The sequence below is a fragment of the Streptomyces sp. NPDC014006 genome (genome assembly GCF_043088925.1).
In the GTDB taxonomy this organism is placed as follows: domain Bacteria; phylum Actinomycetota; class Actinomycetes; order Streptomycetales; family Streptomycetaceae; genus Streptomyces.
In genome coordinates this window covers 1-14,082 of sequence record NZ_JBICAJ010000014.1, presented here as the reverse complement: position 1 = coordinate 14,082, position 14,082 = coordinate 1, and the positions used below count along the sequence as shown (strand labels likewise).

Annotated in this window: 8 protein-coding genes and 3 pseudogenes; 6 read left to right on the top strand and 5 right to left on the bottom strand. The window is 69.1% G+C overall.

The features are described 5' to 3' along the window. Window positions 1–7: 7 nt before the first annotated feature. Both ACF1GV_RS35530 and ACF1GV_RS35525 read right to left on the bottom strand, forming a co-directional pair. Window positions 8–157: pseudogene (locus tag ACF1GV_RS35530) on the bottom strand (IS5/IS1182 family transposase); the annotation flags it as partial. A gap of 315 nt (window positions 158–472) precedes the next feature. Beyond that, on the bottom strand, window positions 473–1,897 hold the full coding sequence (locus ACF1GV_RS35525; RefSeq protein ID WP_391689444.1) for a non-reducing end alpha-L-arabinofuranosidase family hydrolase: 1,425 nt from the start codon (window positions 1,895–1,897) through the stop codon (window positions 473–475). Window positions 1,898–2,552: 655 nt separating this feature from the next. Here ACF1GV_RS35525 and ACF1GV_RS35520 point away from each other — a divergent pair. Together ACF1GV_RS35520 and ACF1GV_RS35515 are read left to right on the top strand one after the other, a co-directional pair. Continuing rightward, entirely contained in the window at window positions 2,553–3,983 is a 1,431-nt protein-coding gene (locus tag ACF1GV_RS35520) for an endo-1,4-beta-xylanase (protein ID WP_391689442.1), read from the top strand. A gap of 391 nt (window positions 3,984–4,374) precedes the next feature. Next, window positions 4,375–4,713 carry a DUF732 domain-containing protein gene (locus tag ACF1GV_RS35515; RefSeq protein WP_391689439.1) on the top strand — a complete coding sequence of 113 codons (339 nt, stop codon included), beginning with the start codon at window positions 4,375–4,377 and terminating at the stop codon, window positions 4,711–4,713. A 443-nt stretch (window positions 4,714–5,156) separates the two neighbouring features. Here the strand turns inward: ACF1GV_RS35515 and ACF1GV_RS35510 are convergent, their stop codons facing one another. Continuing rightward, window positions 5,157–5,882: a TIGR03943 family putative permease subunit gene (locus ACF1GV_RS35510; RefSeq protein ID WP_391689436.1), complete on the bottom strand. Its 726-nt coding sequence runs from the start codon at window positions 5,880–5,882 to the stop codon at window positions 5,157–5,159. After that, the gene (locus ACF1GV_RS35505) at window positions 5,879–6,961 is read right to left on the bottom strand and encodes a permease (RefSeq protein WP_391689433.1); all 1,083 of its coding nucleotides are present in this window, start codon (window positions 6,959–6,961) and stop codon (window positions 5,879–5,881) included. Before ACF1GV_RS35505 ends, ACF1GV_RS35510 begins: the two co-directional genes overlap by 4 nt. A 513-nt stretch (window positions 6,962–7,474) precedes the next feature. On the opposite strand from ACF1GV_RS35505, the gene ACF1GV_RS35500 reads away from it, so the two are divergent. Continuing rightward, window positions 7,475–8,695 carry a peptidase S8 gene (locus tag ACF1GV_RS35500; RefSeq protein ID WP_391689430.1) on the top strand — a complete coding sequence of 407 codons (1,221 nt, stop codon included), beginning with the start codon at window positions 7,475–7,477 and terminating at the stop codon, window positions 8,693–8,695. Window positions 8,696–9,412: 717 nt separating this feature from the next. Beyond that, window positions 9,413–10,087 (top strand): methyltransferase domain-containing protein, encoded by a 675-nt coding sequence (locus tag ACF1GV_RS35495; RefSeq protein ID WP_391689427.1) that lies wholly within the window; start codon window positions 9,413–9,415, stop codon window positions 10,085–10,087. 45 nt (window positions 10,088–10,132) lie between these two features. On the opposite strand, the pseudogene ACF1GV_RS35490 reads toward ACF1GV_RS35495, so the two are convergent. Next, window positions 10,133–10,636, bottom strand: a pseudogene (locus ACF1GV_RS35490) (methyltransferase domain-containing protein); the annotation flags it as partial. Between the two features lie 41 nt (window positions 10,637–10,677). Here ACF1GV_RS35490 and ACF1GV_RS35485 point away from each other — a divergent pair. Continuing rightward, a pseudogene (locus ACF1GV_RS35485) lies at window positions 10,678–10,949 on the top strand (ArsR/SmtB family transcription factor); the annotation flags it as partial. A 257-nt stretch (window positions 10,950–11,206) separates the two neighbouring features. Then, window positions 11,207–13,879 (top strand): WD40/YVTN/BNR-like repeat-containing protein, encoded by a 2,673-nt coding sequence (locus ACF1GV_RS35480; RefSeq protein ID WP_391689424.1) that lies wholly within the window; start codon window positions 11,207–11,209, stop codon window positions 13,877–13,879. The last annotated feature ends 203 nt before the right edge of the window (window positions 13,880–14,082 follow it).

Sequence of the window (14,082 nt, the reverse complement as noted above, 5' to 3'; positions counted from 1 at the left end):
CCCGCACCCGGTCCTCCAGCGGCAGGCTCCACCGCCGCCCCTTGCGGTCCTGATCCGCCTGCGGCAGCACGGTGACCAGCTTGCCGAACTGTCGCGAGCTCAGCTTGGTGAACGGGGCTGTCCGGGACGGCTCGGACGCCGTGATCACACCAGCCACGCGGAGAGCATCCCACTATGAACAACAGGGCCGGCACGGCCGTCAGGGGCCCGGGACAACGGCATGCTCGGTACCCAGCGGGCCAACACCTGCGCGCACGGACATGAAGAGCGTGACCACGTCATCGGACACAACTCCCCCGTCACGCCCCGCACTACGTTGCCGGTCTCTGCAAGGGAGCAGCACGACTGCACCGGAAGGGAAGGGAAGGGAAGGGGGGAAGGGAAGGGAACCCCGGCCGCCGCGCGGCTGGGGTTCCCCGGACGGTGAGCGTCGGTCAGCAGGCGGAAACGCTCACTCCGTGGGTCAGGAAGGTCAGCGTTGCAGGGTGAGGACACCCGGTCGCCACGGCAGCTGGTCGTAGGGGCCGGTCGCGGTGGGTGACTTGCCCTGGTAGAGGAACTGCAGGTTGCAGGGGTCGATGGTCATGGTCTGATCGGGGTTGTTGCGGACCAGGTCACCGTGGCTGATGTCGTTGGTCCAGCCGGCGCCGCTGTTGGCCTTGCCCGCAAACGGGTTGCTCTCGCTGGCGGCCTGCGGGGTCCACGAGCCGCTCAGGCTGGAGGCCGTGAACGAGCGGAAGTAGCGTCCGTTCGCACCCATCGCCTCGACGATCATGAGGTACTGGTTCTGACCCTGGACCTTGTAGACCTGCACCGCCTCGAACAGGTTGTTCGTCGAGTCGCTCATGACGGTCGTGGAGGACGAGCCGAAGCTGCCCGGGAAGTTCCCGATCGGCATGCTCGCCCGGTAGATCTTGCCGTTGTCACCGGCGAAGAACAGGTACATGTCCTGACCGTCGGCGATCAGGGTCTGGTCGATCGGGCCGGTGCCGGAGCCGGAGATGCTCCCGGTGAACAGCGGTTGCGGAGCGGACCAGCCATTGGGCTTGGTGGGATCGCTCGACGTGCGGTAGACGAAGGGCGACGCACCCCACTGGTAGGCCAGCACCCAGATGTTCTTGGGCGCGAAGTAGAACAGCGTGGGCGCAACGGCTGCCTGGCTCATCCCGGTCTGGCCGGCCGACGCCATGTCCGACCAGTTCGTGAAGGGGCTGAACATCATCGAGCCGTACGACGATCCCGACACGTTCGACGCGTAGACCAGGTGCTTGCCGTTGTAGACGACGTCGGTGAAGTCCTTCAGCGCCGCCCACCCGTTCGCCGGCTGCGCCAGGGCACCCGTCGACGTCCACCGGTACGTCGACGGAAGGGAACACGTGCCCGGCGGGGTCGGCGTCCCGGACAGGCCGGTCCACTTCTGGTTGCTGCCGCCGTTGCAGGTCCAGATCTCCACCGCCGTGCCGTTGGCCGTACCGGCGCCCGTGACCTCCAGGCACAGCCCGGACTCCACTCCGACGACCGTCCCGTCGGCGTTCACCCGCCACTGCTGGTTCGCACCGCCGGAACAGGTCCAGATCTGCACCCGGGTACCCGGCGCAGTGGCGTGGCCCGGAACGTCCAGGCACTTGTTGCCGAACACGGTCAGCTGATGGCCGTCCGTCGCCGTCCACTGCTGGTTCGTCCCGCCCCAGCAGTCGTAGATCTGCAGGTACGTGCCGTCGGTCTGGTCGGCGCCCGGCACATCCAGACACCGGCCCGAACCGGCACCGCGCAAGGTGCCGCTGGTGGCCGCCTGAGCCGGGCCGGCCACGAGCATCGCCGCCAGCGTGACCAGGACCGCAACCGCGGCTCCGAGTACCGCAGACAGACGCCTGCGGATGAAACTTCCTCTGCGCATGGTGACTTCCCAACCTTGAGTAGGTGGTTCGGTAATTGGCGAGGTCATGACATATACGCGCCTGCAGCACGACTCTTGGCGGCCCTGCGTTCCAGGGATGCACCACCTGGGCTGCTACCTGCAGGAGGCACAGCATGTTCGACATATCGAACTCAAGTCGAAGTGTCGAGCATCTGAATGATAGGCAACCCACGAACGGCGTCAACATCTCTCGCAGGAGTCGCCTGCGGCGCCGAAACATTTGACGCGTGCTTCGAGCAAACCGGTGCGCGCCAGGCCGACGTTCATCGCCCCAGGGGGCCCGGCTCTACGACTGGCAGCCAACTGGCAGCCATCGGGCCGCCGCGATGACCTGACCGGACACACCCACCGTGTGGATCGAATGTTTCGATGTGCAGTCAGAAAATTTATGTGCAGTGAGTATTGACGATGCGTGGTCGCCACCCCAATCATTTCAGCCTGAGAAACCGGCCGCGGGTCGGTATTTCGCACCACACGCGCCTCGGCCAGTCCGTGCCCCACGGCAGATTCACGCACGACCGCGCTGCAGATCCGCGCACCAGAACACCGCGGTGCCCGGTCATTCCGTGCTGCCCGGGCAACGCAAACCCTTGCGCTTCAGTCCTTCTGCGATTTCCACCTTGGAGGCACAGTGATGGGCTCGTACGCCCCTCCCAGGCCCGTTGTCCGCCGAAAGATCCGCGGCCCGCTGTTGACGCTGGTCATCGGCATCCTCGTCGCGGCCGCCACGCTGGTCGCACCGCCGACCGCACAGGCCGCCGAGAGCACGCTCGGCGCCGCGGCGGCGCAGAGCGGCCGCTACTTCGGCACCGCCATAGCCTCGGGCAGACTGGGCGACTCGACGTACACGACGATCGCGGGCCGTGAGTTCAACATGGTGACGGCCGAGAACGAGATGAAGATCGACGCCACCGAACCCCAGCGGGGGCAGTTCAACTTCACCGCCGCTGACCGTGTGTACAACTGGGCGGTGCAGAACGGCAAGCAGGTGCGCGGCCACACCCTGGCCTGGCACTCCCAGCAGCCCGGCTGGATGCAGAGCCTCAGCGGCAGCACGCTGCGCCAGGCGATGATCGACCACATCAACGGCGTGATGGGCCACTACAAGGGCAAGATCGCGCAGTGGGACGTCGTGAACGAGGCTTTCGCCGACGGCAGTTCGGGAGCCCGCCGCGACTCCAACCTGCAACGCACCGGCAACGACTGGATCGAGGTCGCCTTCCGCACCGCGCGCGCCGCCGACCCGGCGGCCAAGCTCTGCTACAACGACTACAACATCGAGGACTGGACCTGGGCCAAGACCCAGGGCGTGTACGCCATGGTCCGGGACTTCAAGCAGCGCGGTGTGCCGATCGACTGCGTCGGCTTCCAGTCGCACTTCAACAGCGGCAGCCCCTACAACAGTAACTTCCGCACCACCCTGCAGAACTTCGCCGCCCTCGGCGTCGACGTGGCCATCACCGAACTCGACATCCAGGGCGCCCCGGCCTCGACCTACGCCAACGTCGTCAACGACTGCCTGGCCGTCCCGCACTGCCTCGGCATCACCGTCTGGGGGGTACGCGACACCGACTCCTGGCGATCGGGGGACACGCCGCTGCTGTTCAACGGCGACGGCAGCAAAAAGCCTGCCTACACCGCCGTCCTCAACGCACTCAACGGAGGCTCCACGACGCCCCCTGCGGCTTTCGGACAGATCAAGGGCGTCGGTTCGGGCCGTTGCCTGGACGTGCCCAGCGCCAGTACCGCCGACGGCACTCAGCTTCAGCTGTGGGACTGCCACAACGGCACCAACCAGCAGTGGACGTACACCAGCGCCGGCGAACTGAGGGTCTACGGCAACAAGTGCCTGGACGCCGCAGGCACCGGCAACGGCGCCAAGGCGCAGATCTACAGCTGCTGGGGTGGCGACAACCAGAAGTGGCGCCTCAACTCCGACGGGTCCATCGTCGGCGTCCAGTCCGGCCTCTGCCTCGACGCCGTCGCAGGCGGAACCGCCAACGGCACGCTGATCCAGCTCTACTCCTGCTCGAACGGCAGCAATCAACGCTGGACCCGCACCTGACGGCACCTGGCACAGCGGGCAGACATCGTTGCTGGTTCCGGGTCGCCGCCGTCCTGGCGGCGGCCCTCGGGATCGACATGCTCGCCGCGGTGAATCCGGCACCACGCCGAGGCAACGACGGTGGACACCGATGCCTGATACATCCTGGTCAAGCGCAACAGCAGTGCCGCGAGAACTGCCCGGTCCGTTGGCGAGGCCAGAGGACGAGCAGGGGTCCTCTCGTAGATCACCGACGGGTCGTGATCTTCTCAGCGGGCCCGGCGGTGACGGCCTGGAGCGGCGGCGTGATCGGACTGGTCCGCTGTCCGCAGGCCGTCCTCAGTCGTCGCTCGAGCGTCACGGAGCCATTACGGTATTACCGCATGATCATCGGTGGGGCGATGATGACGCCATGAGACGAAAGATCACCACCGTGGCGGGCGCCCTGCTCGCAGGGCTTGTCCTCGTCGGCTGCTCGTCGAGCGGGCCGTCCGCCGAGGACGAGAAGTACGCCGACGCGGTCGCGGCCGCGGACCCCGACGGCCTGGGGGAGATGGAGACGGACCAGCTCACCGACACCCTCGGCTCGACCGGGACGGGGATCTGTGTGGCACTGAAAAGCAGCTCGTACGGCGATGCCATGCAGTACGCCATCCTCCGCGACTTCGACCCCAAGCAGGCGGCAGCCCTGGTGTCTGCGGCGGTGCAGGTGTACTGCCCGGACCAGGCAGGGAAGCTGCCGGCGATCTGAGGGTCCCCGGATACCCGAGAGCCTGCGTCGCCTCACCATGGCCGAATTCGGAAGGGCGGCGCGGGCACCACGCCGGTGTGCCGGCCGACAGTACGTTGGCCGGCTCAGGGTCGAGTGCCGCACACCGTCTGCGAACACGAACTCGTGGCGGCCCTCTGAGAACCCCGGGCCGGGCCGCGAACGCAGCCACGGCAACGCCCGGCCCGGCACAGGCACCGGTGTGCCGGATCCTCACACCGACACCTGCCTGCGGGTCGGGGCCCGGCCTGCGCGCAGCCGCCGTCGCCGGCGTACAGCTGTCCCTGTGTCGTACGAAGAAGTGAGCGGCGTAAGCGATCAGGAATACGCGGAGGATCGTGCCAGGATCGCCGACGCCGTGCGTCTCGTCGTGCGACGCTTCTGTACGTCGTCGTTGGTGATGGCTCGCCGCGGGGCCGGACCTTTCACTCGTTCCAGCTCTCGTCGTACGGATCGCGCGGTGCCGGCACCGGTTTCGCCTCGGTGACCCGCAGGTACGGGATCGGACGGTCGTTCACCGGGTCCCTGGTCTGCTTCGGGGTGTAGGTGCCGGTCACACGCAGCCAGCCGTCCGGTTGCAGAACCGGCGGGGTGTCGCCCGTCAGAGCGAGCTTCACCGGCTGAGCGTCCGCGGCACAACAGTTCAAGGACATGCGGACCAAGTAGGGCGCGCCCTTCCCGTCCAGGGCGACGAAGCCCGTGATCCGCACCTTTCGGTGGCCCAGTGACCGGCCGTGGTCGTACACCGCGCGGCTCGCGTAGTCGGTCAGACTCAGCGGCAGGGGGTCCGAGGCCGGGAGCTTCGCGTAGCCGTACGGCTGCTGCAACGCCGTACCCGCGCGCATCGCGCTGAAGGAGCCGAGCGCCGGTGGCGCCACCAGGATCAGCGCGAGGAGGGGGATCAGGAGCAGCCACGCGACCCGGGGTTCATGATGGCCATGATGGCCGTCCGCACGATGGCCGTGTCCCCTCCGGCTCTTGACCTCGTACCACACCGCTGCCGCCGCTCCGGCGATGAGCACGACTCCCGCCGCCAGCAGCAACGGCCGCAACCCCGCCTTCACGTACCGCAGATACAGGTCCGTGCACCCGGAATGCAGGAGTACCGCTCCGACCAGGAACATGACCACTGCCTGGGCCTGCCGGTTCACCAGAGCACCACCCCGGTCAGGACCGCTCCCGCGATCGCCAGCATGAAAGTGGCCGGGGCGAAGCGGAGGGCGAAACCGCGGCCGAAGGTACCCGCCTGCATCGCGAACAGCTTCAGGTCGATCATCGGGCCGACCACCAGGAACACCAGCTTCGCCGTCAGCGAGAACTGCGTCAGCGAGGCCGCCACGAACGCGTCCGCTTCCGAGCAGATCGACAGCAGCACGGCCAGGACCGCCAACGCCCCCACGGCTGCGAACGGGTTGCCCGCCGCCGTGCGCAACCAGTCCGCCGGGGCCACCGCCTTGAGCGTCGCCGCGGCCATCGCGCCCAGAACCAGGAAGCCGCCCGCGTGCATGACGTCGTGCCGGACCGAGTCCCAGAACGCCGCGCCCTTGCTCCGCCCGTCGTCCCTCGCGTGTTCCGGCGGACGCAACCAGTCCGTGCGGCCCAGTCGCTGCCACAGCCAGCCCATGGCGCACGCGACGAGCAGACCCGCCACGAGACGGCCCAGCACCATTTCCGGATGGCGTGGGAAGGCCACTGCCGTCGCGGTCAGCACGACCGGGTTGATCGCCGGCGCCGACAAAAGGAACGCGATGGCCGCCGCGGGCGTCACGCCGCGACGCACCAGCGCGCCCGCCACCGGGACCGACGCACACTCGCAGCCCGGCAGCACGGCGCCCGCCATGCCCGCGACCGGCACGGCGAGCCAGACACGGCTGGGCAGTGCGCGCGCGAAGAACGCGGAAGGGACGAATACGGCGAGCGCCGCGGAGAGCAAGACGCCCAGTACCAGGAACGGCAGCGCCTGGAGCACCACGGCGACGAACACGGTCATCCAGCTCTGCATCACCGGAGCGGCGAGCGCCCTGCGAATCGGGCCCTGCACCATGACGGTCAGGAGCAGGACCGTGACCAGGACCAGGGAGGATTTCTCATGCCGGCCGTCACCGGCCCTACGCTCCCCGTCGGCACGCCGACCCGCGGTCTCCGCCGGTCGGCCCCCGCCATCTGGCGCCCGTCCCTTCGCATCCCGGTCGTCCGTCCCGGTGGTGGGGGCTGGTCTCGTGGTGGCCACGGGTATGACGCCTCCGGCGGACTGCGTTGTAGAAGTACCTGCCCCTGACTACGGCGGCCACAGCCCAGGCGTTCAGCCCGCGCTCAAACCATGTGCGGCCTGTGGCCACCAAGGCCGCCCCGGGACTACGCGCACAGCAAGGACATCGGTCCCGACGGCGCAGCCCCAGACGCTCCCGGCCCTGGTGGTATCCGCGAAGGCTCCGACGCCTCGCCGGAGGGGGCCGCCCGTCTGCCCCCATCGACGGGCCCAGCGCAACCGGTGGCCTCTGACGAAGCGTCACCCTGGTCCGTCAAGTCACGGGCGAGTCGAATTTCGGCCACGAATCGCCCCGCAACGGCACATGAACGCCTCAGGAAAGGCAAAGGAACGTTCCGGTTTCAATTGCCGTCTTGTTGTCGTGGCCCCGACATTCATACGGTCTGCGCGGCCACGGTGCACACCCCGCGCCGAGGTCGCATCGCGCACCCCCCACAGCCCTTCCCGGTTCACCCACCATGCGGAGGACGTACGTTGCGCAGAACCGTTTCCCTCGCCGCCGTGGCCATGCTCGCCACGGCCGCTCTCGCCCTGGCCGCCCCCGTCGGCCAGGCAGCCCAGGCCACCACCTCCCCGTCTCACGGCGTCACCGTCGCCCACGCCTGCGCCGCCCCGACGAAGAAGGGCGAGATGTCCTGCAACGCCCTGCAGGTCACCGCGGGCACCCCGAATTCGGCACACGCCGAGAGCGCACTGACCGCGGCCGCCGCTCCCTCCGGCTACGGTCCAGCCTCGCTGCAGGCGGCGTACAACCTGCCGTCGGCGAGCGGGGGTTCGGGCCAGACGGTGGCGATCGTCGACGCCTACGACGACCCGAACGCCGAGGCCGACCTCGCCGTCTACCGCTCCCAGTACGGCCTGTCCTCCTGCACCACCGCCAACGGCTGCTTCAAGAAGGTGGACCAGAAGGGCGGCACCAGCTACCCGCGAGGCGACTCCGGCTGGGCGGAGGAGATCTCCCTCGACCTCGACATGGTCAGCGCGGCCTGCCCGAACTGCAAGATCCTGCTGGTCGAGGCCAGTTCGGCCACGATGACGAACCTGGGCACGGCCGTGAACACCGCGGTGCGACTGGGCGCGAAGTTCGTCTCCAACAGCTACGGCGGCTCGGAGTCCTCGAGCGACGCGACGTACGACTCCTCGTACTTCAACCACCCGGGCGTCGCCATCACCGTCTCCTCCGGTGACAATGGCTACGGCGTGGAATACCCCGCCGCATCCAAGTATGTGACGGCGGTGGGCGGTACGTCCCTGACGACCGCCTCGAACGCGCGCGGCTGGACGGACACCGTGTGGAGCGGGGCCGGCTCCGGCTGCTCCGCCTACGACGCCAAGCCCAGCTGGCAGAAGGACACCGGCTGCGCCAACCGCACGGTGGCGGACGTGTCCGCGGTCGCCGACCCGAACACCGGCGTCGCGGTCTACGACAGCTACCGCTCGGCGACCGGCTGGATGGTCTTCGGTGGCACCAGCGCCTCCTCCCCGCTGATCGCGGCGACCTACGCCCTGGGCGGCGCCCCGACCTCCGGCTCCTCTCCGGCCTCCTTCCCCTACGCGCACACCTCGGCGCTGTACGACGTCACCAGCGGCTCCAACGGCAGCTGCGGCGGCTCCTACCTGTGCACCGGCACCACCGGCTACGACGGCCCGTCCGGGCTCGGCGTCCCGAACGGCACCGCCGCCTTCACCGGCTGAACGGCCCCATGAACTGAGCCGGTTGGCAGTCTGTAGAACGGAGGAACCGCCAGGACCGCCGCCGCTTCGTTGCGGCGGTCCTGGCCCTCCGCCACCGGGTCCGGAGTCGGCGGCAACGTCGGCGTCGGCCTGCGTGCGGTTGCAGTCGACACATCTCCCACGCCGTAACGCTGCCGAGGGCTCGGCAGCGGCGAGCAGCCACCCCCGTACGGGCCGCAGCTGGTAACAGAAAGGCCCCTTCCTGCGTACCGTCACTGAGCACTGGCAACCGCTGCTGCCGCAGCTTTGAACAATTTGGACGCAGGCACGCTGAAGGTGATCCGCAGCCGTGATCAACTCCGACCGATGATGGCCCGGGGTTCCGTGAGCCGGATTGATCGAAACCACCTCCTGCGCGAGGGGACGCCTTCAGTGCGTCAGCGGCAGGTTCGGGTTCCATCTGTACCGCCCGTCGTCCTCGTCCTCGAGCAGCACACCGGCCTGCACCATCCGGTCGAGAAGGTCCACCCGCATGTCCCCAGCGGATATCCGTCCGCCCAGAACATGTGCTTCACCGACCCGAAGTAGCACAGCGCCGCCCCCTGCGGACGCCGTGGAACGAGGTGTCGCGAGCGGATTCGTCAAGGTCGGACGTCAGGCGAGGTGGAGCGGACGATGCACATGACCTGGGGCGCTCGTCATACGCTCGGTCGCGACAGGATGGGAAGGGCGGAAACCGTGAGCGACGACGGGCAGGACCTGGCCGAGGCGCAGCGCGCGCACTGGCAGAGCGCCTACGGCGACCATCCCGGGATGTACGGCCGGCAGCCGTCGGCCCCGGCAGTGCACGCGGCCGCAGTCTTCCGTGCGGCCGGAGTCCGTGACGTCCTTGAACTCGGAGCCGGCCACGGCCGTGACACCTTGTACTTCGCCCGCGAGGGCTTCACCGTCCAGGCCACCGATTTCTCCGCCACCGGTCTGAAGCAGCTGCGTGCCGGCGCGCGGCAGCAGGGGGTGGCAGGCCGTGTGACGACTGTGGTGCACGATGTCCGTGCCCCGCTGCCGCTGCCGGACGCCTCGGTGGACGCGGTCTTCGCACACATGCTGCTGTGCATGGCACTGTCCACGGAGGAGATCCACGCAGCGGTCGGCGAGGTACGACGCGTCCTTCGATCCGGTGGGATCTTCGTCTATACCGTCCGGCACACCGGCGATGCTCACTACGGTGCCGGAATTCCGCACGGGGACGACATCTTCGAACATGGCGGCTTCGCCGTGCACTTTTTCGGCCGCGCCATGGTCGACGCCCTCGCCGACGGCTGGAGGCTCGACGAGGTCCAGCCCTTCGAGGAGGGCGACCTGCCGCGCCGCCTGTGGCGCGTGACCCAAACTCTGCCCAGGGAGCGCGCCTAGCCTTCGGGCTGCCGGACACCGTCACGGTTCGTCCGGCAGCCGCCATCAGCTGTAGCAGCCGCACCCCGGGGTGCTCTTTGCCTCGGAGACAGTCGGAGTGGGGTTCGCGGAGTTCTCGGCCGAAGTGCAGCAGGCGTTGGCACCGCAACACACGTCGCCCGCCGCCTCCTCCTCCGCCGAGGAGGTGTCTGCGGGTACCGGCTTGACCGCCCGGACGATGGCGGAGTGCATGCCGTCCGCGACCGCTTGCATCGGAGTGATCGAGACGTCCGTGAAACCGGCGGCCTCCAGGCCTGCGCGGTATTCGGCGAAGGACAGCGCGCCGGCGATACAGCCGACATGATCGCCGCGCTCGCCCCTCTGCTGGGGCGGGAGGGTGTCGTCGGCGACGACGTCGGAGACGCCGATCCGGCCGCCGGGGTTGAGCACGCGGAAGATCTCGGCGAAGACAGCGGGCTTGTCGGTGGACAGATTGACCACACGGTTCGAGATCACGGCGTCGATCGTGTTCGCGGGCAGCGGGATCGCCTCGATGGTGCCCTTGAGCACGGCCGCCGCCGCGTACCGCCGACGGACGGTTTCACGCAGGTCTGTGGTCTGTTCGCTCATGTCTCGCTCCCAGGTCAGCCGCACCGCTGGAGGAGGACCAGGCGGCCGACCTGGCGAAGGTCTTCAAGGCCCTGGGCACCCCGGTCCGGCTCCGCCTGATTCGATGATCGCCTCGCGCGGGGCGGGCGGCGAGGTATGCGTGTGCGAGCTGACCCCCGCCTTCGACCCGTCGCAACCGACCATCTCCCACCACCTCAAGCTCCTGCGCCAGGCCGGGCTCATCGCCTGCGTGCGCCGCGGCACCTGGGTCTACTAGCGAGTCCTGTCCGGCGTCCTGGACAAGCTCGCCTCGCGCAGCCACGGGTGGCTGGCGGACCGGAGCCTGACGGAGGTTCGAGTCGCCATGCGCCGAAGCAGCTGGGATTTGACGGAGGGTCGGGTCCCTGTGAGCCGAGGGGTAAACACCGCGCCATTTTTCGTCTAAGCCCTTTGTGTGACTGTTGTGCTCACGCCAAGATCCCCCCTGCGCCTGGGACACCCCCATGCACCTTGGCGCAGGGAGGAGAGGGCATGCTGCCCCCAACACATCAGCGACGGTTCATAACCTGCACCGTCGTGGCTGCCGCGTTCGGACTGGTAAGCACTCAGTCGTTCGCGGCGTCGAGCGACACCAGACCCCGGCCCGCGCAGGCGCACCACCAGACCGCCATCGGCCGGCAGCACATCAAGGCAGTGCACGCCGGCGACGCCATGTCCGCGTTCGCCGCAGAAGGTGACGAGGACGGCGCCGACGAGGCCGAGAACTCCGCGGAGGCCACAGCACAGTTCACCGAGGCCCGTACCGCGCCCGGCGTGGTCGCGCCCGGAGCCTACGGTGCTGCCTGGCAGCAGTTGCAGTCCATGCGGCACACGTCCGGCAGCTGGGACCACGTCACCAAGAAGCCGTACGATTCCGACGACCCCCGCTACCGCGATGTGAACTCCAACTCCAGTGGCGGCGCGGGGCAGGTGACCGGTCGCATCACCGGGATCGCCGCCGACGGCCAGGGCTATGTGTACGCGGGTGGCGCCAACGGCGGTGTCTTCCGGTCCACGACCGGCGGCGGGCACTGGAAGCCCATCGCCGACAAACTGCCCTCCCTGTCGACCGGCACGCTCGCCCTGGACGGCGGGAACCGGCTCTGGTACGCCACGGGTGAGTCCAACACCGGTGCCACGTCCTTCGTCGGTACGGGAGTGTACGTCCTGCAGGACCCGCGCCACGGGCAGTTCCAGCCCGGCGACCGCGTGGGCGGCGCGGAACTGGAGTCCACGGTCATCCACGCGCTGCGCTTCGCCGGCACCAAGGTGTGGGCGGCCACGAGCAGCGGCGTCTGGTCGCACTCCACGACCACGCTGTCGGGGCCGTGGAAGCAGGAGTTCGCGCCCAACCCGGACTATCTGCCGGGCGGTTCCAAGGCGGACGACCCGAGCGCGCCGTACAAGAACATCGCCAACGACATCGCCGTCGATCCCAAGGATCCGGACAAGGTCCTGCTCGCGGTCGGCTGGCGCGGCGGTGACACCTACAACGGGCTCTATGCCAAGCAGGCCGACGGCAGTTGGAGGCAGGCCAGCGGCCTCGGTGACCTGCCCACCAGCAGCGACGACGTGGGCAACATGACGTTCGCCGCGGCGGCCGACGGATCGCGCCTGTACGCCGTCGACCAGTCCCCGGCGCAGACGGCCGCCAACCCGGACAGCGGGCTCAAGGGCGTGTACGTGTCCAAGAGCGGCTCGCCGTTCGGCCCGTGGACGCTGATCGCGGACTACACCAAGCTGAAGGCGTCCGGCTCCGCCCTCCAGGGCGACGGCTACCAGCCGGGCATCCAGTCCTGGTACAACCAGTTCCTCCAGGTCGACCCGGCCGACGCCGACCACCTCTACCTCGGTCTGGAAGAGGTCTTCGAGACCAAGAACGGCGGCTCGACCTGGACGACCCCGGGCCCGTACTGGAACTTCCCCTTCCCCTGTTGGAGCATCGACCCGGCCAAGCAGACCGGCGACTGCTCACCCACCACGCACTCCGACCAGCACGCGGTCGCGATCGGCAGCTACAAGGGCAAGACCTGGGCGTACGTCGGCAACGACGGGGGCATCTACCGCCGACCGCTGAACGGCGCCGTCGACTCCGGCGGCCACGCCAAGGACTGGCAGTCCCTGAGCGACGGCACCCTCGACACCCTCCAGTACTACTCGGTGGGCGTCGGCAAGGACCTCGCGGGCGGTGGCGTCTCGGTGACCGGCGGTCTGCAGGACAACGGCCAGTCGATCCTGCGCGGCCACGACAAGGTCATGGGCTCCGACTTCGGCGGCGACGGCGGCGACACCATCGCCGACCCAGCCAACGGCTGCAACATCGCCGAGGAATACGTCTACCTCGACATGTGGGTCACCCAGAACTGCGGGGTCAACGACGGCTCGTGGACGACCGACCCGGCCAAGGCCACCGAGTACGAGGTCGCCCCGCCGGACAAGGACCAGGGAGGTGCGGGCGCCCGCTTCATCGCGCCGATCACCGCCGACGCCAAGATCACCAGCACCTGGATCGCCGGCGGCCGGCACGTGTGGGTGAACCCCAAGGGCTTCGCCATCCGCTCCGGCAAGGAGTGGACGAACGCCTACGATCTCGGTGAGGGCCACGTGGCCACCGCTGTGGCGTCCTCCGGTGGCACGGTCTATGTGGGCTGGTGCGGCCCCTGCAACAACCAGGGCTTCACCCGCGGCATCGCGGTCGGCAACGCCGACGGCACCGGTTGGCACCAGCTGAACCTGCCGGTCGACGGCACCGTTCCGAACCGCTACGTCTCCGGCTTCGACATCGACCCGGCCGACGCCCAGCACGTTTTCGTGGCGGTCAACGGTTTCTCCCGCAAGTGGACCGAGGGCCCCGGCGCGGGCTTCGGCCACGTCTTCGAGTCGAGGAACGGCGGCGCCGACTGGACGGACGTCTCCGCCAACCTGCCCGACGTTCCCGCCGACACCGTGAAGCTCCTCCCGAACGGCGGCCTCGCCATCGGAACCGACCTGGCCACCTTCTACCGCCCGGCAGGGGCCACCGAATGGGAGGTCCTGGGCCACGCCCTGCCGAGCACGGCCGTGATGCAGCTGCGCCTCGGCCCCGACGGCAAGCTGTACGCGGCCACTCACGGCCGCGGCATCTGGTCCTTCGACGTACGACGCCTCAAGGGCCGTAAGAACTGATCACGACGCCTTCGTCGTCACCGGCGGGGGGGGGGGGGGGGGGCCCCCCGGGGGCCCCCCCCCCCCCCCCCCCGGCGGGGGGGCGCGGCGCCGCCCCCCCCCCCCCCCCCCCCCCCCCCCCGCCCCGCCCCCCCCCCCCCCCCCCCCCCCCCGGGCCGGGCCCCCCCCCCCCCACAAGGGCCGCCGCCGGCGGCCGCATAACA